Annotated in this window: 14 protein-coding genes; 11 read left to right on the top strand and 3 right to left on the bottom strand. The window is 73.3% G+C overall.

The features are described from left to right. Positions 1-5: 5 nt before the first annotated feature. The 11 genes from ABZY20_RS22460 to mtnA all read left to right on the top strand — a co-directional run bounded on the left by ABZY20_RS22460 (position 6) and on the right by mtnA (position 17,580). Complete coding sequence (locus tag ABZY20_RS22460; RefSeq protein WP_356443299.1) at positions 6-6,059, top strand: SDR family oxidoreductase; 6,054 nt, start codon at positions 6-8, stop codon at positions 6,057-6,059. Continuing rightward, positions 6,056-8,554, top strand: coding sequence for a KR domain-containing protein (locus tag ABZY20_RS22455; RefSeq protein ID WP_356443298.1), 2,499 nt, complete (start codon positions 6,056-6,058; stop codon positions 8,552-8,554). Before ABZY20_RS22460 ends, ABZY20_RS22455 begins: the two co-directional genes overlap by 4 nt. Positions 8,555-8,629: 75 nt before the next feature. Then, positions 8,630-9,058 (top strand): ester cyclase, encoded by a 429-nt coding sequence (locus ABZY20_RS22450; RefSeq protein ID WP_037640169.1) that lies wholly within the window; start codon positions 8,630-8,632, stop codon positions 9,056-9,058. 199 nt (positions 9,059-9,257) lie between these two features. After that, a complete protein-coding gene (locus ABZY20_RS22445) occupies positions 9,258-10,118 on the top strand; it encodes an SDR family NAD(P)-dependent oxidoreductase (RefSeq protein WP_356443297.1) in 861 nt (286 codons plus the stop codon). Between the two features lie 49 nt (positions 10,119-10,167). Continuing rightward, the gene (locus ABZY20_RS22440; protein WP_356443296.1) at positions 10,168-11,562 is read left to right on the top strand and encodes a cytochrome P450; all 1,395 of its coding nucleotides are present in this window, start codon (positions 10,168-10,170) and stop codon (positions 11,560-11,562) included. Then, positions 11,559-13,010 (top strand): aldehyde dehydrogenase family protein, encoded by a 1,452-nt coding sequence (locus ABZY20_RS22435; protein ID WP_356443295.1) that lies wholly within the window; start codon positions 11,559-11,561, stop codon positions 13,008-13,010. The genes ABZY20_RS22440 and ABZY20_RS22435 overlap by 4 nt, the downstream gene beginning before the upstream one ends. 63 nt (positions 13,011-13,073) lie before the next feature. After that, complete coding sequence (locus tag ABZY20_RS22430) at positions 13,074-14,336, top strand: cytochrome P450 (RefSeq protein WP_356443294.1); 1,263 nt, start codon at positions 13,074-13,076, stop codon at positions 14,334-14,336. Next, positions 14,329-14,559: a ferredoxin gene (locus tag ABZY20_RS22425; protein WP_356443293.1), complete on the top strand. Its 231-nt coding sequence runs from the start codon at positions 14,329-14,331 to the stop codon at positions 14,557-14,559. The genes ABZY20_RS22430 and ABZY20_RS22425 overlap by 8 nt, the downstream gene beginning before the upstream one ends. Positions 14,560-14,561: 2 nt before the next feature. Beyond that, on the top strand, positions 14,562-15,098 hold the full coding sequence (locus ABZY20_RS22420) for a hypothetical protein (RefSeq protein ID WP_356443292.1): 537 nt from the start codon (positions 14,562-14,564) through the stop codon (positions 15,096-15,098). Between the two features lie 110 nt (positions 15,099-15,208). Then, on the top strand, positions 15,209-16,543 hold the full coding sequence (locus ABZY20_RS22415; protein WP_356443291.1) for an MFS transporter: 1,335 nt from the start codon (positions 15,209-15,211) through the stop codon (positions 16,541-16,543). After that, positions 16,540-17,580 carry an S-methyl-5-thioribose-1-phosphate isomerase gene (mtnA, locus tag ABZY20_RS22410; protein ID WP_356443290.1) on the top strand — a complete coding sequence of 347 codons (1,041 nt, stop codon included), beginning with the start codon at positions 16,540-16,542 and terminating at the stop codon, positions 17,578-17,580. Before ABZY20_RS22415 ends, mtnA begins: the two co-directional genes overlap by 4 nt. Before the next feature lie 120 nt (positions 17,581-17,700). On the opposite strand, the gene mtnB is transcribed toward mtnA, so the two are convergent. The 3 genes from mtnB to ABZY20_RS22395 are packed head-to-tail and all read right to left on the bottom strand — an operon-like array spanning position 17,701 to position 19,654. After that, on the bottom strand, positions 17,701-18,336 hold the full coding sequence (gene mtnB / locus ABZY20_RS22405; RefSeq protein WP_356443289.1) for a methylthioribulose 1-phosphate dehydratase: 636 nt from the start codon (positions 18,334-18,336) through the stop codon (positions 17,701-17,703). Next, positions 18,333-19,064, bottom strand: a complete 732-nt coding sequence (gene mtnC, locus ABZY20_RS22400) for an acireductone synthase (protein ID WP_356443288.1) — start codon at positions 19,062-19,064, stop codon at positions 18,333-18,335. Before mtnC ends, mtnB begins: the two co-directional genes overlap by 4 nt. Beyond that, on the bottom strand, positions 19,061-19,654 hold the full coding sequence (locus ABZY20_RS22395; protein ID WP_356443287.1) for a cupin: 594 nt from the start codon (positions 19,652-19,654) through the stop codon (positions 19,061-19,063). Before ABZY20_RS22395 ends, mtnC begins: the two co-directional genes overlap by 4 nt. Between the last annotated feature and the right edge of the window lie 304 nt (positions 19,655-19,958).

Genomic DNA, 19,958 nt, shown 5'->3' with positions numbered 1-19,958 from the left:
CGTCCATGCAGGACCTGACCGGCAAGATCGCACTCGTCACGGGCGGCGCCCGCAACGTGGGCAAGGCCATCGCGGCCACCCTCGCCGACCGAGGCGCCCACGTCCTCGTCAACTACTTCCACTCGCACGAGCAGGCCAAGGAGACCCAGCGCGAACTGCGTGCCCGGGGCGCCCGCGTGGACCTGCTCCGCGCCTCCGTGGCCCGTCCCGAGCAGGTCGACCGGATGTTCGCCGAGATCGAGCAGCGGTTCGGCCGGCTCGACATCCTCGTCAACAACGCGGCCAACGGGGCACTCGTCCCCGGCTCCGAGGTCACCGACGCCCATCTCGACAAGGCCCTCGACACCAACCTCAAGGGCGGCCTGCGCTGCGCCCGGGCGGCTGCCCCGCTGATGCGGAGGGCCGGCGGCGGTTCCATCGTCAACATCTCCGCCCTCGGCGGCTCACAGCTCGTCATGGCCAACTACCTGGCCTGCGCCCCCGCGAAGGCCGCGGTCGAGGCCGCCGCACGCTACCTGGCCGTGGAGTTCGCACCCTTCAACATCCGGGTGAACACCGCCTCGGCCGCGATGCTGGTCAGCGAGGTCGCCGAGGCCTTCCCCGACGCCGGGGCGATGCAGGCCGCCATCGCGGCGAGCACCCCGCTCGGACGCCTGGGCACGCCCGAGGAGTTCGCCGAGGTCGTCGCCTTCCTCGCCTCCGACCGGGCCCGCTGGATCACCGGCCAGGTGGTCCTCGCCGACGGGGGACTGTCCCTCGGCGCACCGCTGCTCTCGCCGCCCGCGGGCACGGGTGCGGTGGAACCCGCGGTCGTGCAGGCCACGGCTGAGGCCGAGGCGGAGCCCGCGGCCGTTCCCGCCGCTCTCACCTCGGCGGAGGCCGACGGGGACACGCACGGGGACACGGATTTCCCCGAGGACGACGACATAGCCGTCGTCGGCATGGGGCTCGTCGTCAGCGGTGCCGACAGCCCCGAGAAGTTCTGGCAGCTGCGCACCACCGGTCGTGAGCTGTTCATCGAGGTGCCCGAGGACCGCTGGGACCGGGCCCGGTTCTCCTCGCCCGACCGGTCCGCCGAGGACAAGTCCTACCAGGACACCTGTGTGTTCATCACGGACTTCGAACCGGGCCGCGCCGTCCTGGACGGTCTGCCGGCGCTACCGGACGAGACCGAGCTGACCACTCTGTGGCTGCGCCACTCGCTGGTCCAGGCCCTGGACGGGGTGCGCGTCGGTGACACCGACCGCTTCTCCTTCCACGTGGGCTACACCGCCGACGGCAGCCAGCACCTGGAGGAGGCGGGCGTCCTGCACGCCGCCCGGCGTCTCACCGAGGACGTCGCCGCCGGACTGGACCTCACGCAGGAGGACCGCGCCCGTCTGGTGGGCCGCGTCGACAAGGTGCTGTCCGGCCGCTACCACCGAGGTGCCACCGACGCGCCACGGTTCCTGCCGCACCAGGTGGGCCTCGCCGCGATGGCGGGCGTCCTGCCGGACGCCACCCAGCTCCAGATGGTCGACACGGCCTGCTCCTCCTCGCTGTACGCGATCGACATCGGCATCAAGGGCCTGCTGATGGGCAAGCAGGACATCGCGGTGTGCGGCGGCGCGTTCGCGCTGGCCCCGCGCGGAACCGTGCTGTTCTCCAAGCTCAAGGGCCTGTCCCAGCGCGGCGCGGTGCACGCGCTGGACGCCGAGGCGGACGGTGTGATCTTCGCCGACGGCGCCGGCGTCGTCGTACTGAAGCGGCTCAGCCGGGCCAAGGCCGACGGCGACCGCGTGCTGGGCGTGCTCAAGGCGTTCGGCAGTTCCTCGGACGGCAAGGGCAAGGCGATCTACGCGCCCAGCTCCACCGGGCAGAACCTGGCGGTGGAGCGAGCGCTGGAGGCCGGCGGCCTGGACGGGGCGGAGGTCGACTGGATCAACGCGCACGCGACCGGTACCCCGGCCGGCGACCTCGCCGAGTTCACCACGCTCCGCGAGCACTACGGCAACGCCCGCGCCACCACCGTCACCTCCAACAAGTCGCTGATCGGGCACACCGGTTGGGCGGCGGGCGTGATCTCGCTCATCGAGTCCATCCTCGCGCTCCAGGGGGAGACCATCCCCGGCCAGTACCGGTTCTCCTCCGCCCCCGCGATGTTCCAACTCGACCGCACCCGGCTGGAGATCTCCGGCAGCCCACGGCCGTGGCCCGCCGTCCCCGGCCGGGCCCGCACGGCGGCGATCTCCGGCTTCGGGTTCGGCGGCACCAACGCCCACCTGATCCTCACGGAGGGCACCGACGGTACTGAGGGTGCGGGGGGTACGGAGGGGACTGACAGGGAGCGGGGCCGTACGGCCGCCGCGTCCCGGTCCGCGACCGACCGCATCGCGGTGGTCGGCTGGTCGGTCAAGCTGCCCGGCGTCGAGGACCGTGACCAGGTCCTGCAGTGGCTCTCCGGGGACCGGGACGTCGAGCAGAGCTTCGGCGAGCAGTACCCGGCACCGCCGTTCCAGCAGGTGCGGATGCCGCCGGCGACGGTACGGACCATCGACCGCTGCCAGCTGATGATCCTGGCCTGCGCGCACGACCTGCGCGACCAGTTGGGCGACTTCTGGCAGCGGCACACCGAGCGCACCGGTGTCGTGGTCGGCCACATGGGCCCCACCCGCGCCGCCATGCTCTACGCCAACCGCTGCTACCTCGACGACATCGAGCACGCGTTGCGCCAGGACCCCGAACTCGCCGCCACCGCGCAGCTCACGCCGCTGCTGGAGCGGATGCGCGAACGGGTCCGTTCGCTGGTCCCGCCGTCGAACGAGGACTCCTTCCCCGGGATGATGCCCAACATCATCTCGGCCCGGGTGGCGAACTACTTCGACCTCAAGGGCCCGAACATCACCGTGGACGCGGGACTCGCCTCGACCGTGGCGGCGTTCGCGACGGCCGTGCGCTATCTGCGCAGCGGTGAGCTGGACTTCGTGCTCGCGGGCGGCATCAACGGCAACAGCCTGCCCGAACTCGGCGGGCTGCTGGCCGACGTCTTCGAGGAGCCGGTGCGGCCGGCCGAGGGCGCCTTCCTGTTCGGGCTGACCACCGAGCGCGCCGCAAGAAAGGCCGGACTGCGCGTCCTCGGCATCATCGACGAGGCCGATGTGCGCGAGGCCGGCACCGGCGAGGGGGCACCGGACGTCCTCGACTGCGGCTCGCGCGGCGGCTACGGCCACTACCTCGGCGCGGCCGGTGGGGCGCAGATCCTACGCGCCCTCCAGCGGACCGGCACCACCACCCGGATCCACTGCCGGGAGAACGGCCACGACATGGCCACCCACCTCGTCGTCACGGTCGGAGAGCCGGCACAGGACGCGCGGGGCTCCGCCCCCGTGGAATCCGAGGCCTCCTCAACCGAGGCCGCACAGACCGCCATGCGGACCGGGGCCGCACCCACCGGTTCCGCCCCAGATCTGGTCGAGCGGTACGCCGTCACGCTCACCCCGGCGCCCGCCGCACCCCGTGGCCCGGTGCCCGCCGCGGTGCCCGACGGTGCGTTGATCCTCACCGACCGGCCCGGCCTCGCCGAGCGCCTCGCCCGGGGCGCCGCGGACTGCACCGTGTTCAGCACCACACCCGTCACCGGGGAGCAACCCGCCGTACGGCAGGTGACGAGCACCCCGGAGGGCGTGCGCGCGGCCTTGGACGCGCTGGGCCGCCCGGCACGCCACGTCGTCCTGGTCACCGACCTGACCGCGTCCGCGCCGCCGCGCACCGCGCTCACCGCGGACCACCCCGGCCTGACCGCGCTGCACGACCTGGCCTTCCTCGTCGTACAGCAGCGCTACGCCGACCTCGGCGAGGCACCCGCCTCCGCGGTGTTCGCCCTGCTCGGCGCCGAGCCCCAGGGCATCGCCCACCCGCTCGCCGGACTCTTCACCGGTCTGCTGAAATGCGTCCGCCTGGAACGCCCGGACGCCGACTGCTTCGCCCTGCTGACCGCCACGGGCGACCCGGAGGCGGCGGCGGAGCTGATCGCGGCCGAGCGGGCCTGCGAGCGTGCCTTCCCGGTCGTCCACCGCGACGGGGACCTGCGCCGGGTCCCCACCCTGACCGCACGGCCGGCCACCGCCTCCGCGGACCGCCCCGCCCCGCTGGAGCGGGAGTCCGTGGTGGTCGCCCTCGGCGGGGCTCGCGGCATCACCGCCGAACTGCTCACGGCGGTCGCCGAGCGCTACGGCAGCCGTATCTACGCACTCGGCAGCAATCCGGTCGACAGTTACCCGGTCGGCACCTTCGACGGCACGGACGAGGAGTTCGCGGCCACCCGCGCCCGGTACATCCGCGAGCAGCTCGCCGCCGGCGGCCGTACCGTCGCCGCGATCAACAAGAGCTTCGACCGCATGGCCGACGCGCGCGCCGCTCGGCGGAACCTGGACCGGATGGCCCGGCACAGCGGTGCGGGGCGGGTGACGTACCTGCACTGCGACGCACGGGACGAGGAGTCGGTGCGCCGCGCCCTCGACACGGTCCACGCCGCGCACGGCCGGATCGATCTGCTCGTCAACGCGCCCGGCCTGAACCGCTCCGCGCTGATCCAGGACAAGAACTTCGACGAGTTCCGGCGCATCCGCGACCTCAAGCTGGTCGCGCACCGTAACCTGCACCGCGCGCTCGCCGGTCGGCCACCGCGCCTGTGGTGCGACTTCGGTTCCCTGCTCGGCTACTTCGGGCAGCGCGGCGAGCCCGACTACGCCTCCGGCAACGACTACCTGGCCACGGCCGCCGCCTACGCCGCGAAGGCGACCGGCAGCGACGAGTTCGTCATCGGCTGGACCCTCTGGGACGAGGTCGGCATGGGCGCCGACGAGCTGACCCGCGAGTACTTCAAGCGGGCGGGCTCCTACAGCCACATGCCGGTCGCCGAAGGCGTCCGGCACTTCCTGGCCGAACTCGGCACCGGGGACCGCACCCCCTCGCTCGTGCACATGGGGGCGGCTGAACGCGCCACGGTGGAGACGTTCTACCCCGGCTACCTGACCGAGCGGCCGGCGGTCGCCGCCACCGCGCCGGCCCGGGAGCCGGGCGGGCCCGCCCGGGGCCGGTTCTATCTGCGCCGTACGCTGCCGACGGACACCTGCGACGCGGACACCGGCGACCGCGACGGCCCGGGCGCCGTGCGCTTCGAGTGCCCCTTCGGCCTGGACACCGACGGCTATCTCGCCGGGCACCTGGTGCGCGGCGTGCCGACGCTGCCCGGCACCTTCGTCACCGAGATCGCCGCCGAGGCCGCCCTCGCCCTCGTCCCGGACGGCTGTGTGGTCGCCTTCGAGGACCTGCGCTTCCTGCACTTCCTGCAGGTCCGGGAGGGCGTCGCCCAGACGCCCAAGCGGATCACGGCCCGGATCAGCGAGCGGGTCGGCGACCTGACCACGGTCGAGGTCTCCGTCACCCACGATGTGATCGCCCCGTCCGGAGTGCTGCTGGTGTCCGGCAAACCGCACTTCACCGTGCGGGTCCTGGTCGCCGGTGCGTTCCCGACGGCGCCCAAGTGGCAGCGCTGGGACGGTGAGGGGGAGCAGCCCGTCGTGGATCCCTACCACGTGCCGTCGGCCCCCGTGCTGCTCAGCGGACCGTTCCGGGCCACCACCGGCACCCGGCGCCACCGGCTGGGCGCCCGCTCGGTGTTCCGGCCCGAGCTGGACCCCGCCACCGGGCCCTGGCGGCAGTTCCTGATGCCGACCGTGCTGCTGGACGCGCTGGCGCGGACCGGGGTGCTGGACCCGGTGGACGGGCTCGTCCCGGTCGCCGCCCCGCTGTCCATCCGGCGGATCGACCTGTACCAGAGCGCCAACGACCTGGACCTGGCGCAGACCCACGGAGCGTTGGACCTGTACGTCACCCAGCCCGGGTTCACGGCCGCGCCGCGGTCCGGCAACCGGTTCGTCGCCGTCGCCCCCGGCGGGCACGTCGTGGCCCAGATGAAGGACGTCGACGCCACCGTGATCGGGTATCTCGACCCGGACACCGGCGAGGTGCGTCCGCCCGCGCAGGCTCCGGCCGGGGCGGGGGGCCGTACCGCATGACCGCGCTCACGGACCTTCCGCTCCTCAGCGATGACACCGCGGACGGAGCGGCGTCCGCCGGCACCGGCGGATCCGACGCCATGACCCGTCCGGTGCGCCGCATGCTGTGGCGGCTCACCCCCGCCCCGGCCCCCGGCAGCCCCCGAGACCTCACCGGCCGGCGGGTGCTCGTCCTCGGCGGCACCCCGGACGACGCGGAGCGGGTGCGCGGCGAACTGCGCGCCCGGGGCGCGTCGGTACTGCCCGGCCCTTCGCTCTCCGGCTCCTCGGCCGAAGCCGGACCGGTGCCCGACACCCTGGTCGACCTGACGCTCGCCGAACGGTTCTCGGCCGACGCCGACGCCGACTCCTGCGCCGGCCGATGGCGCACGGCACTGCTGCGCACCTTCGACACGCTGCGGCACTGCTACCCGGAGTGGAGCAGGGAGACCTCGGCCCAGCGGCTCACCTACCTCGCCGTCACGTACCACGGCGGCGGCATGGGATACCACCCCGACGACGACATCGCCCAGCCGCTCGGCGGGCTGTGGGCGGGCCTGGCCAAGACGCTGCACCGGGAGCTGCCCAACTGCCGGGCCCGGGTCCTCGACATCGCCCTCGGCGACCGCGCGGACCTGCCCCGGCTGGTGGGCGACGAGCTGGGCCGCCCGTACCTGAGCGAGATCGGGCACCGGGACGGCGCGCGCTGGACCCTGACGCCGGACGCCGTACGGCCCGGGCCGCCCACTGTGCGGCTCGGCCCCGAGGACACCGTGCTGATCAGCGGCGGCAGCCGGGGCATCGGCATGGCGCTGGCCCGGCGGCTGTGCGCCGAGTTGGGACTGCGGGTCGTGGTGACCGGGCGCGGGCGGCTGCCGGCCGAGGACACCTGGGACGATCACACCCCCGAGCGGCTCGCCGAGCGCCGCGCCGAGCTGTGGGCCGGGCACCGGCAGGGGCGCGGCGTGGCCGACATCCGCCGCGACATCGGGCGCGCCGAGAGCACCTGGGAACTCGTCGGGCATCTGCGCGCGGCCCGCGCCGAGGGGCTGCGGCTGGAGTACCGGCGCTGCGATTTCACCGACCCCGGCCAGGTGCGGACGCTCGTCGCGGGGCTGCCCGGCCTGACTGCCGTGGTGCACAACGCGGGCGTGGACCGGCCCACCCGGCTGCCCAACAAGTCCGACGACGACGTGGTCGCCGTGGTCGCGACCAAGGTCGACTCCTTCGTCCACCTGGTGCGGGCCCTGCGCGAGCGGCCGCTGAAGCTGCTGTGCACAGTCGGCTCGCTCACCGGGCGGCTGGGCGGCATGGTCGGCCAGTTCGACTACGCGGCCGCCAACGAGTGCCTGGCCCGCCTGGGCCTGTGGGCCGCGCGGCAGCTGCCGTACCCGGTGATGACACTGGCCTGGCCGACCTGGGCCCGGCTGGGGCTGATCTCCAACTACGAGGCCAGCCTGCGCTACATGGCGGCCCTGGATGTCTCCGAGGGCCTGGACCACTGGCAGGCGGAGCTGCTGGCCGGCAGCCGCGGCGAGATCACCTTTGTGGGTCCCCTGGGCCGCGCGCTGGACCCGGTGCAGGCCACCGGCTATCCCATGCCACCGTCGCTGCCGGGGTACGCCGAGACCTACCCGAAGGTCTTCCACCTGGGTGAAGCGGAGGTGTTCCAGCCGCACGAACGCCTGTGCTCCGTCGTCACGTTCGACCCGGCGACGAGCCCGGCGGTCGGTGACTTCACCGTCCACGGCACGCCCGCCGTACCCCTCGGCATGCTGGTGGAGAGCGCCGTGCGCGGCGCGGAGTGGGTGACCCCCGCCGACCTGCCCGACCACGCCCCGCACGCGGTGGAGGACCTGCGCGTCCCGTGGAACGTGCTGCGCTGCCCGGACGGCGGGCCGCTGCGGCTGCGCCGGGACATCCGGGCGCGGCGGAGCACGGACGGCCGCTGGCGGCTGGACGTCGCCTTCCGCCGGGTGGACCCCGCCGGGGCCATGACGACGGGCGCGGACGACGCGGACACCGCACGCCTGCGGCTGGTCTTCGGCGCACCCGGCGAGGCGGCCGCCGCCGCGCCCCCGGCACCGCGCCCGCCCGCCGGGCACCACGCCGGTGCCCTCGGCACCACCCTGCTCAGCGCCGCGCCCGTGCTCCGCTGGCACGGGGTGGTGGTGCCGTTGGCGCGCTGGCGCCCGGACGGCCGGCACCGGATGGTCGCCGAGGCCGGCCGCTGCACGGCGCCCGACCTGTGGGTGGTGCCGCAGCCGCCCGAGTGCCTCGTGCCGGTCGCCGCCGTCGAGAACATCGTCCGCGCGGTCACCGAACGCGCCCCCGGACTGTCCGTCACGCACGACCCGCTGACGATCCGTCACCTCTCCTTCCCGGCGGCCGGCACCCCCGCCGGCGGACCTGTCCGGCTCGAAGGGGACCCGGCACTCGGTGTCTGGAGTGCCCGGCACACGGACACCGGCCGGACCGTGATCCGCGTCCGCGGGCTCGCGGCCGACGGCATCTGACCCATCCGCCCCGTCCGACCCATCCGACCGCAACCGATCACAGCCGATCCGGCCCGCTACCGAGGAGTTCCCGGCATGAGCGACAACCAGCACGTCAGCGCCAACCGCAAGCTGCTGGAGCACTACTACGAGGAGTGCCTGAACAAGGGCAACCTCGACGCCGTCTACGACAAGGCCGTCCCGGACCACATCAGCCACGGCACCCGCGCCGACGGCTTCGAGGGCGTGGAGCACCTCAAGGAGTGGGTCCGCATCCAGCGCGCCTCGTTCCCCGATCTGCACGTCGTCGTCGACGAGTGGATCGAGGAGGGCGACAAGGTCGTCCAGCGGTTCACCGCCCGCGGCACCCACTCCGGCGAGGACTACTACGGCATCCCGGCCGCCGGCCGGAAGATCGAGATCTCCGGGATCGTCATCGACCACTTCGTCGACGGCAAGATCGTCGAGAGCTGGTTCTCGATGGACGGCATGGAACTCGCCCAGCAACTCGGCGCGCTGGGCTGACCCCGCGCGGAGCCGGTCCCCGGCTCCGCCCACCCGGCCCGGACGGCCGGGGGCGCCCCCGTCGATGCCCGCGCCCCCGGCCGTCCGGCACCCACCCGCTTCACCCACCCGGCACCACACCGTGCCGAACCCAGTGAGGCCCCCCAGCAACCCCCAACAGGCCCTGACAACGCAGAACCCCCAGGAAGGGGAAGGCACGATGACCCAGCGCTCGACCGCCCTCGTCACCGGGTGCTCGTCGGGGATCGGACGAGCCACCGCCCTGCGCCTGCACGCCGCCGGCCACCGCGTCTACGCCAGCGCCAGGAACCCCGCGACGCTCGACGAGCTCGCCGCGCGCGGCCTTGGCACCCTGGCCCTCGACGTCACCGACCCCGCATCCGCGAAGGCCGCCGTCGAGGCCGTCGAGGACGAGCACGGTGCGGTGGACGTCCTCGTCAACAACGCCGGATACGGGCTGTCCGGGACCTTCGAGGAGACCCCGCTGGACCAGGTCCGCGACCAGTTCGAGACCAACGTCTTCGGCCTGGTCCGGCTCACCCAGCTGGTGCTGCCCGGCATGCGCGCCCGCGGCGCCGGCACCGTCGTCAACGTCTCCTCGATCTTCGGCCGCTACGCGGCCCCGGGCGGGGGCTACTACCACGCGAGCAAGCACGCCGTCGAAGCCCTCAGCGACGCGCTCCGGCTGGAGACGGCGGCCTTCGGCATCCGGGTCGTCCTCGTCGAACCCGGACCTGTGCGCACCGGCTGGGGCCGGCGGTTCCTGGACCACATCCCGGACGGACGGACCCGCGCCGACTCCCCGTACCGCCGCTTCCACGAACAAAGCGCGGCCTACTACGACGCCATCTACAACGGCACCCGCAGAACGCTCGCCGGCACCTTCGCCATCGAGGCCGAGCAGGTCGCCGACACCATCGTCCGGGCCGTCAGGTCCCGCTCCCCGCGCTCGCGCTACCCGGTCGGCTTCCTCGCCGCCAGCACCATCGCGCTGCGCAGGCTGACCCCGGACCGGATCTTCGACAACGCGTTCATACGGCGCCAGTTCCCGGTCCCGTGAGCGGCGGATCCAACAGCTGACCAGGCGAACCAACGAGGTGACGAGAGACATGACCACCCTGGCACCGACCCCCGCGACCGCCCCGCGCGGCGCCGTCGCACCCGGCCCACGGGGAGTCCCCCTGCTGGGCAACCTGCCCCAGTGGAAGTCGGACACCGCCCAGTTCCTGCTGCGCGCCCAGCGAGACCACGGCGAGGTCGCCCGGCTGCGCCTCGGCCCCTACACGGTGCACCTGGTGACGGCTCCCGACGCCGTGGGACGGGTCCTGAAGGAGAACAGCGGCAACTACACGCGCGGGGTGCTCTACGAGCAGTTCCGGATCGTCATGGGCGACGGGCTGCTCACCACCGACGGCGACTACTGGAAGGCCCACCGGCGCGCGGTCCAGCCCGTGTTCCTGCGCAAGGCGGTCGCCGCCATCGGCCCCAACGTGGTGCGCGCCACCCGCGAGATGCTCGACGACTGGGAGGTCCGCGCCCGCCGCGGCGAGCCCGTCGACCTGGTCACCGAGACCCTGCGCCTGACCCTCGTCACGCTCAGCAGCTCACTGTTCGGCTATGACATCCGCCCTGCCGCGCCGGTCATGAAGGACATCGTCGACAACGTGATCGAAGTGATGTTCAAGCACGGGTCGGTCGGCGAGATGCTGCCCTCCTGGCTGCCGACCAGGCGCAACCGGCTCATCGCCCGCGACCGGCGGATCTTCACCCGGCTCGTCACCGAGATCCGCGACCGGCACGCGGCCACCGGGGAAGGGCCGCTGATGGAGCTCATGGAGGCGGCCACCGACCCGGTCACCGGCGCCCGCTGGACCGACGACGAGATCCGTGACGAGATGCTCACCATCTATCTCGCCGGACACGAGACCACCGCGGTCGCCCTGCTGTGGACGCTGGTCTCCCTCGCCCGCCACCCGTCAGTCGGCGAGGAGCTGGACGAGGAGCTGGCACGGGTGCTGGGCGGCGCCGAGCCCGCCCCCGAGGACGTGGAGCGGCTGCCGTACACCAGCCAGGTCGTCGACGAGAGCCTGCGGATGTACCCGCCGATCTGGATCTACCCCCGGGACGCCGTGGCCGACGACGAACTCGGCGGATTCCACATCCCCGGCGGCTCCTCCGTGCTGCTCTCGCCCCTGGTCTCCCAGCGCAACCCCCGGTACTGGGACAACCCCGAGGCCTTCGACCCGCACCGCTTCGACCCGGAGCGGGTCAGGGAACGGCCCCGGATGACCTACTTTCCGTTCGGCGCCGGCGCCCGCATGTGCATCGGCAACTTCATGGCCCTGCTGGAACTGCGGATGATCACGGCCATGATCCACCAGCGGTTCCGGCTCAAGCTGGTGCCCGGCGACTTCCTGCGCTACGGAGACACCTCCATCTCGCTGCGCCCGCTGACCAAGGTGCTCGCCCTGCCTGAGCCGCGCGAGGCGGGAGCCCGGGCATGACCACCGCCGCCGATCCGCCGCACGCCGCCCCCACGGCCACCTCCGGCACACCCGACGTCGCCGCCGCGGTGTCCGCCGCCCGCAGCGTGCAGCCCGCCTGGGACGCGCTCGGCTTCGCCGGGCGGCGCAAGGCCCTCCAGGCCTGGTGCGCGCTGATCCTGCGCCGCTCGGACGAACTGGTCGACCTCATCCGCGCCGAGACCGGCAAGACGGCCGACGACGCCCGGCTCGAGGTGATCCTCGCCGCCCACCACCTGCGCTGGACCGCAGCCCACGCCGCCCGGGTCCTCGGCCCGCGCCGGGTCTCGCCCGGGCTGCTGATGTTCCACCACGCGGTCACGGTGGCCCACCGCCCGCTCGGGGTCGTCGGCGTCATCGGCCCCTGGAACTACCCGGCGTTCATCCCCATCGGCCCCGTCTCGGCCGCCCTCGCCGGCGGCAACACCGTCGTGCTGAAGCCCAGCGAACTCACCCCGAGGACCGGCGAGTGGCTGGCGGCCACCCTCGCCGAGGTCACCGGCGGGATCCGGGTGCTGCACGTCGTCACGGGAGACGGGACGGCCGGCGAGGCGCTGTGCCGGGCCGCCGTCGACAAGATCTCCTTCACCGGCTCCAGCGCCACCGCACGCCGCGTCATGGCGGCGTGCGCCGACCGGCTGACCCCGGTGGTGATCGAGGGCGGCGGCAAGGACGCCATGATCGTCGCCGCCGACGCCGACCTCGACGCCGCCGCCGACGCCGCGGTCTGGGCGGCCATGACCAACGCCGGGCAGACCTGCGTCGGCCTGGAACGCGTCTACGCCGTCGATACCGTCGCCGACCGCTTCCTGGACCTGGTCACCGAGCGCGCGGCCGCCCTCCGCGTCGGCGACGGGCCCGACGCCGACCTCGGCCGGATCGTGCTGCCCCGGCAACTCGACGTCATCGCCGCCCAGGTGCGCGACGCGCTGTCCCGCGGCGCCCGCGCCGTCCTCGGCGGCCCGCAGTCCATCACCCCGCCGTACGTCGCGCCGATCGTCCTCGCCGACGTCCCCGAGGACGCGGCCGCCGTCACCGAGGAGACCTTCGGACCGGTGCTCGTCGTGAACCGGGTGACCTCCGTGGCGGAGGCCGTGGAGCGCGCCAACGCCAGTGACTACGGACTGGGCGCCTCCGTCTTCACCCGCGACCGCGGCAGCGGCCGCGGCGTCGCCGCCCGGCTGCGGGCCGGAATGGTGTCCGTCAACGCCGTGATCGCCTTCGCCGGAATGCCCGCCGTCCCCTTCGGCGGGGTCGGTGACTCCGGTTTCGGCCGGGTCCACGGCCCCGACGGGCTGCGCGAGTTCACCCGCACCCAGGCCATCACCAGCCAGCGGTTCCGGCCGCCGGTGCAGCCCACCTCCTTCCGCCGACGCCCCGGCACGATGCCGACCCTCGTGCGCCTGGTGCGCACCCTCTACGGCCGGTGACGGCGCTCCCGCCCACCTGGCGCCGACGCGTCGCGCACCCGCCCCCAAAGGAGCACGCAGAACGTGACCACCACCCTGACCACCGGGCTGGCCCGGCTCGCCGACCCCGCCTCCCGGGCCCACCCCTACCCGCTCCTGCGCGAACTGCGGGAGGCGTCACCCTTCACCGACCCCGCGAGCGGCATCGCCGTCGTCGGCCGCCGGGCCGACTGCGAGACCGTGCTGCGCAGCCCCCGGGTCGGGAGCAATCGGCTGGGCGCCGGGATCACCAAGGTGCCCCAGCAGCCCAACCTGATGAACCTGGACGCGCCGGACCACACCCGGCTGCGCCGGCTCGCCGGAAAGGCGTTCAAGCCGCGGGTCGTCGAACGCTGGCGGCCCCGGGTCCGGGCCATCGTGCGCGAGCTGCTCACGGACATCGCCGCGAGCGGCGCCGACGGCGTGGACATGGTCTCCGCCTTCGCCTACCCGCTGCCCGTCCGGGTCATCTGCGAGATGCTCGGCGTGCCCCGCGAGGACCACCCGGTCTTCGAGAAGTGGGCGCACTCCATCGCCTACACCGTCGACCCCCGACTGGTCCCCGGTGAACTGACCACCGAGGTTGAACGCAACGTCGAGGAGGCCCGCGCCGGCTTCGTCGGCTACTTCTCCCGGCTGATCGCGGAACGCAAGCGAGAACCACGCGCCGACGTCCTTTCCGAGCTGATCGCCGCCGAGGAGGGAGGTGACCAGCTCGACGAACGGGAACTGATCCTCACCTGCGTCCTGCTGCTGGTCGCCGGCCACGAGACCACCGCCAACCTGATCCTCAACGGCGTCCTCGGCCTGCTGCGCCACCCCGACCAGCTGCGGCTGCTGCGCGAGCGGCCCGAACTCGCCGAGGCGGCCGTCGAGGAGGTCCTGCGCTACGACGCCCCGGCCCAGATGGTCACCCGGATCGCCCGGGAGCCCTTCACCCTGGGCGACCACGAAGTGGCCGCCGGACAACCTCTGCTGCTGCTGCTGGCCGCCGCGAACCGGGACCCCCGCCAGCACCACGAGCCCGACCGCTTCGACATCACCCGGGGCGATCCGGGACACCTGGGCTTCGCCGCCGGACCGCACTTCTGCCTCGGCTCGGTGCTGGCCCGCATGGAAGGCGCCATCGCTCTCGACGCCTTCGCCCAGGCGTTCGTCGAGCCGAGGCTGGACGAGGCGTCGCTGCACTACCGGCCGCACGTCGCCGTACGCGGCCCCGACCATCTGCGGATCACCTTCCAGGGCGTCCGGCTCGACTCGCTGCCCGCCGCCGGCCCGGCCGAGGAGAGCGAGGCCGCACATGGCTGAGCGGCAGTGGGAGGTGACCGTCGATCAGGAGCGGTGCGCCGGCTCCGGCGTGTGCGTGGCCGTGGCGGCCGGCCACTTCGTGGTGCGCGACCGCAAGTCCCACGCGCTGCGTCCCGTCACCGCACCCGACGACGCGGTCCTGGACGCCGCAGAGACCTGCCCCATGGAGGCGATCACGGTCCGCGAGTCCGGCGCCGGCACCCTGCTCGCCCCGGTGGAATGACCGTGCCCGACGCGGTCAGGCCGGGTGACCTCGTCACGGTGACCCACCGGCCGCACCCGCTCGCCGGCCGGCGGCTGCCGGTGCGCGCGGTCCGCGGCCGCGGTGCCGAGAGCCTGCTGTGCGAACGCCCCGGCGGCGGGCTGGTGACCGTCCTGCGGTCCTGGACGGACCGGGCCTCGGACGCCCGGCCTGTCCAGGCCCGGGCCTCGGACGCCCGGCCTGTCCAGGACCGGGCCTCGGACGCCCGGCCTGTCCAGGACCGTGAACCACGCCGTGCGGCGGGACATGAGGTACGCCCCGCGGCACGTTCCGAGATCACCGGCGGCGGTGCCTTCCAGGTCTCCGACACCGCCCTGCACCGGCTGCGCGCCTCGCTGGCGCTGTCGGTGGAACGCCTCGTCGGCCTGGACGCCGCGAAATACTCCGCCACCGCCGGAATTCCGCGGCCGCCGCACCGGCTTTTCTCGGCAGCTGAGAAAGAGAGGCCGGTTTCTCATCCCGTGAGAAAGCGCGGCCGGAGTGTGGCGACGTCTGATTGACGAAGCCTCAGAACCTGTTGCTAAGCTGCCCGGACCGATTTTTCGGCCGGGGGCCCGGGGATATTCCGGCGGCGAGAAGAGAGTCACCCCGATTCATGGGAGTTGTCCGCATGACGAAAAGGCCTGCCGCCCTCCTGCGAGGCTGCGGGAAACTGCTCCTGGGCATGGAGTGGGACCCCGTACTGGGGCGTGCGGCAGTGGTGCACCTCATCAGCGGCGCCTCCTTCTCCACTTTCTGGAGTTATGCCGGCGTCTGGGCGATCGAGGCATTGGGCGCCACCACCGGTCAGGTGGGCGTCATGTTTCTCCTCAGCGCCGTCCTCAGCCCGCCCGCGGCCTGGCTGGGCGGTTTCGTGTCCGATGTGGTGGGCCGCCGCAGCGTGCTGGTGATGAGCACCGGCATCCAGTCCCTGCTGATCCTCGGTCTGTGCCTCGTCGGACACAGCGCGGCCTGGGGCATCGCCCTGGTCGTCGTGGCCGGGGTGGTGTGGGCACCGGGACGCTCCGCCGTAAACGCCATCGTCGCGGACGTCACCCCGCCCGAACGCCACGACCAGGCGTACGCGGCCCTGCGCACCGCCAACAACCTCGGCGTCGTCGTCGGCCCCCCGCTGGCCGCGCTGCTCCTGTTCCTCGGCGACTGGACCGCGTTTGTGCTCGGCATCGCCCTGCTCGGCGCTCTCACCTGCGGGCTCGCCGTGCGGCTCCTGCCCCGCGACCGGGTCCGCGGCCACCGCGGCGGCACCGCCGCGCAGACCGCGCGCGTGGTGCTGACGGACCGGTCCCTGCTGCTGCTGCTGGTGGCGACGCTCCTCGGATTCATGGTCTACATGTCCTTCGAGACGGTGCTGCCGGTCATCGCCGTCACATCGTTCGGGTTCGCGCCCGAGACCTGGGGCCTGCTGTACGCGGTGAATCCCGTGGTGGTGCTGCTCTTCCAGATGCCCCTGACCCGCTGGACGCGGAGCTGGCCGGCCTCGGTCACGCTGAGCCTCGGCGTGCTGCTGATGGGCCCTCCGTTCCTGCTCTTCCTGGTCTCCCATCACATGGCGGTCGTGGTGCTGGTGGTGCTCGTCTTCGCCTTCGGTGAGATGCTCTGGGTGCCCACCATGCAGGCCACCGTCGCCCGCCTGGCGCCGCCCCACCTGCACGGGGCCTACCTCGGCGGTTACACCAGCAGCCAGCTGCTGGCCTGGATGATCGCGCCGCTCACCGGACTGCGCCTGGAGGAGGCCCTCGGGGAGCGCGCCATCTGGGTCTTCTTCACCGCGCTGTCGGCCGTCAGCGTCGTCGCCGGACTCGCGGCGGTCCGCCGCCGGCGCCGCACCGCGACGGGCGACCGCAAGGGTCACCGCATCGACGACCGCGGCAGCCATCGCCTTGCCGACCGGGCCGATGCGCCGGCGTCCGTCCACCCCGACCCCTCCCCGGAGAAAGCCCCGTGAGCCACGAACCGCGCGCCGTCAGCTGGACGGGCACCGCCCTGTCCCTCATCGACCAGACGGCCCTGCCCCGAACCCTCCGGCGTCTGGACGTCCGCGACGTGGACACGCTGATCGACGCGATCGTCCGGCTCGCGGTGCGCGGAGCTCCCGCCATCGGGGCGGCCGGCGCCTACGGTGTCGCCCTGGCCGTGGCCCAGGCACGCCGGGAGAACTGGACCGACCGCGAACTGGCCGACGCCGTCGCCCGCCTGCGCGCCGCGCGCCCCACCGCGGTGAACCTCGCCGTGTGCGTGGACCGGGCCGCCGCGCGGATCCCGGAGGGGCTGGACGCCGTACTCGCCGAGGCCGACGCCATCATCCGCCAGGATCTGGCGGCCAACCGGGCCATGGCCGAGGCCGGCGCCGACTGGCTGCTCAAGCGGGTGGCCGCCGACCGGCCGCTGCGGATCCTCACCCACTGCAACACCGGCGCGCTCGCCACCGCGGGTATCGGCACCGCGCTCGGTGTCATCCGGGAACTGCACGGGCGTGGCCTGCTCGAAACGGTGTACGTCGACGAGACGCGTCCCCTGCTGCAAGGGGCGCGGCTGACGGCGTGGGAGCTGGCACAAGAGGGCATCCCGCACCAGGTGCAGGTGGACGCGGCGGCCGCGGCCACCGTCGTCGGCGGGCTGGTCGACGCCGCGATCGTCGGCGCGGACCGGATCACCCGCAACGGCGACACCGCCAACAAGACGGGCACCCTGGGCATCGCCCTCGCCTGTGCCCACGCGGGTCTGCCCTTCATGGTGGCCGCGCCCACCAGCACACTGGACCTCGCCACGGCCACGGGCGCTTCGATCCGCATCGAGCAACGCGGGGAGGAGGAAGTGCTGAACCTGACAGCCGGCGCCATCACCGCCCCGAACGGCACCCGGACCCGCGCCCACAACCCCGCTTTCGACGTCACCCCGGGCACCCTTGTCACCGCGCTGGTGACGGAACGAGGGGTCCTGGAGGTCGCTGCGGGCGTACTGCCGGGGGACCACTGGAACTGACGCCGAGCCCGGCCGACCGGTTCGCCCGGCAGGTGAGGGCCGGGGCGGTGGCCCTTCCCCGGCGGGCGGGGGGGGGCGGCTCCCTTGCCCCCTTTCCCCCCGACCCACTCGCCTCGCCGCCTACCGGCCCCGCTCCTGCGCGAGCTCCAGTTCGAGCAGCCACTCCACGACCTCCGTGTGACGGCGGGCCTCTGAGAGGTCCGCGCCCCACGTGTACAGGCCGTGGCCCGCCACCACGACCCCCGGGACCAGGGGGTTCAGGGCTGCCTCCAGGCGGTCGCCGAGGACGCGCATGTCCTGAGAGTTGCCGATCACCGGCAGCACGACCTCCTCGTCGTGGGCGGAGCGCCCGATGCCCTTGAGCATCTCCAGGTCGCGGAACACGATGCCGCCGGGCCGCCGGCGGCCCATCGCCACGGAGGCGACGGTGTGCACATGGACGACGGCGCCGGCGCCGGTCAGCCGGACCACCCGCGCGTGCAGGGCGGCCTCGGCGGACGGCTTCCCGGCGGCCCCGGTGCCCGGCACCGCCCTGCCCTCCCCGTCCACCGGCACCACGTCACGCGCACCCAGCTCGCCCTTGTCCAGCCCGCTCGCGGTGACCAGCAGGCGCAGCGGGTCCCGGCCGGTGACCACGGACAGGTTTCCCGATGTGCCGCGCATCCACCCGAGTGCCGCGAACCGTGCCGCCTCCGCGGCCAGCGCCCCGCCCCAGCCCGCCGTCCGAGGCGCGCCCGTGGTGATGGTGCCCGTCATGCCGTTCCCTCCGCGAGTTCCATGTCGAGGTCGATGTCGGTGAAGGAGCGCGCCACGGGGTGGACCGTACGGCCCGACGCGCTGTGCGGCTCCTCCGGACGGATCAGGGCGCCGGTCAGCCATCCGGCCTCCCGCGCCGCGTCCAGTTCGCTCGCCCGGTCGGAGAGGAACAGGGTGGCTGCGGGCGGCACTCCGGTGGCGGCCGTGATGGCGCGGTAGGACGACGACGACGTCTTGGGCCCGGCGGTGCGGGTGTCGAAGAAGCCGCTGACCAGCGGCCGCAGGTCGCCCTGCGGGGTGTGCCCGAACCAGGAGCGCTGCGCGGACACCGAGCCGGAGGAGTAGACGTACAGACGCGCTCCCCGCTCGTGCCAGCGCCGCAGGACGGGGACGACGTCGGGGTAGAAGTGCGCGGTGAGGTCGCCGCGCGCGAAGCCTTCCGCCCAGATGACGCCCTGGAGCGTCTTCAGCGGGGTGACCTTCCGGTCCTCGTCCAGCCACGCGCCGAGGGCACGCTCGACCCGGTCGGCGTCCGCCTCCGGCTCGCCGATCAGCTCCCGGACCTGCTCGACTGCGGCCCGGACCTCCGGCTCGTCCCGCCGTTCGGTCAGCAGCCGCGCGAAGCGCCGGCGCGAATAGGGATACAGGACGTCCGTGACATGGCGGGTCGCGCTGGTGGTGCCCTCGATGTCGAGCACCACGGCCGTCGCCCTGAAGCTCGGCGTCACACGCTCACCCCGGTGTACCCGGCCCGCAGTGTGTCGAAGTCGGGGAAGCGCGCGGCGATGTCGCTGCCGGTGAACGTGCCGATCCAGCCGTCCTCCTCGTGGAAGAAGCGGATCGCGCTGAACGAGGGCCGGGTGCCCATGTCGAACCAGTGCGTGGTCCCCTTCGGCACGCCCAGCAGGTCGCCCTTCTCGCAGTACACGGCGTGCACCGCGCCGTCGACGTGCAGGTAGAAGACACCGGCCCCGGAGACGAAGAAGCGGACCTCGTCGTCGTCCTCGTGGGTGTGCTCGGCGAGGAACTTCTCCCGGGCCGCGCGGGCCCGGTCCGCCCAGTCCGGGGAGCCGTCCGGATGCAGCGAGACGACGTCGACCGTGCGGAAGCCCTCCCGGGCGGTGAGCGCCCGCACCTCGCCGGCGTAGGCGGCGAGCACGGCCTGTGGGCCGGCGCCCGGCGGCAGGTCGTCCCGCACGGGCCACTGCTCGTAGGCGACGCCGAGCGGGGCCAGGGCCGCCCTGATCTCCTCCGGATCGGAGGTGCGGCGCAAAGCGGTCTCCGGGCCGGAATCGGGCCAGGTGGTCAGAAGCGTCATCAGCACTCCATCCGCGAAAGAAGGTCGGCGGGTCCTTCCCGGACCACCGGAGGATTTCACGTCGGTGGATCGTACGGCATTCCGAGGGCGCCCGGCAGAGCGAACTCTTTCCTTTCTCACCGGCCGAGAAGAACGGTGTATTTCTCGCCCTGTGAGAAACATTCCGCGGCTGCCGGAGAGGCCCTGCGCATGCCGGGAACAGGCGTCTTTCCAGCGCGAGTCGACGCCGTCGGGGCGCCCGAACGACATTGACAACAACAGGTCGCCCATATTTGGCTGTTCAACGCTTGCCGAGGAAACTTCG

Source organism: Streptomyces sp. NPDC006624 (genome assembly GCF_040611555.1).
Classification (GTDB): domain Bacteria; phylum Actinomycetota; class Actinomycetes; order Streptomycetales; family Streptomycetaceae; genus Streptomyces.
The sequence above is the reverse complement of the archived record's forward strand: the minus strand, read 5'-3'. Positions and strand labels throughout refer to the sequence as shown.

What these genes read in the sequence shown, in the direction of transcription:
- ABZY20_RS22460 (WP_356443299.1), top strand. Translation starts at nt 6, where the DNA reads ATGCAGGACCTGACCGGCAAGATCGCACTCGTCACGGGCGGCGCCCGC.
- ABZY20_RS22455 (WP_356443298.1), top strand. Translation starts at nt 6,056, where the DNA reads ATGACCGCGCTCACGGACCTTCCGCTCCTCAGCGATGACACCGCGGAC.
- ABZY20_RS22450 (WP_037640169.1), top strand. Translation starts at nt 8,630, where the DNA reads ATGAGCGACAACCAGCACGTCAGCGCCAACCGCAAGCTGCTGGAGCAC.
- ABZY20_RS22445 (WP_356443297.1), top strand. Translation starts at nt 9,258, where the DNA reads ATGACCCAGCGCTCGACCGCCCTCGTCACCGGGTGCTCGTCGGGGATC.
- ABZY20_RS22440 (WP_356443296.1), top strand. Translation starts at nt 10,168, where the DNA reads ATGACCACCCTGGCACCGACCCCCGCGACCGCCCCGCGCGGCGCCGTC.
- ABZY20_RS22435 (WP_356443295.1), top strand. Translation starts at nt 11,559, where the DNA reads ATGACCACCGCCGCCGATCCGCCGCACGCCGCCCCCACGGCCACCTCC.
- ABZY20_RS22425 (WP_356443293.1), top strand. Translation starts at nt 14,329, where the DNA reads ATGGCTGAGCGGCAGTGGGAGGTGACCGTCGATCAGGAGCGGTGCGCC.
- ABZY20_RS22415 (WP_356443291.1), top strand. Translation starts at nt 15,209, where the DNA reads ATGACGAAAAGGCCTGCCGCCCTCCTGCGAGGCTGCGGGAAACTGCTC.
- mtnB (WP_356443289.1), bottom strand. Translation starts at nt 18,336, where the DNA reads ATGACGGGCACCATCACCACGGGCGCGCCTCGGACGGCGGGCTGGGGC.
- ABZY20_RS22395 (WP_356443287.1), bottom strand. Translation starts at nt 19,654, where the DNA reads ATGACGCTTCTGACCACCTGGCCCGATTCCGGCCCGGAGACCGCTTTG.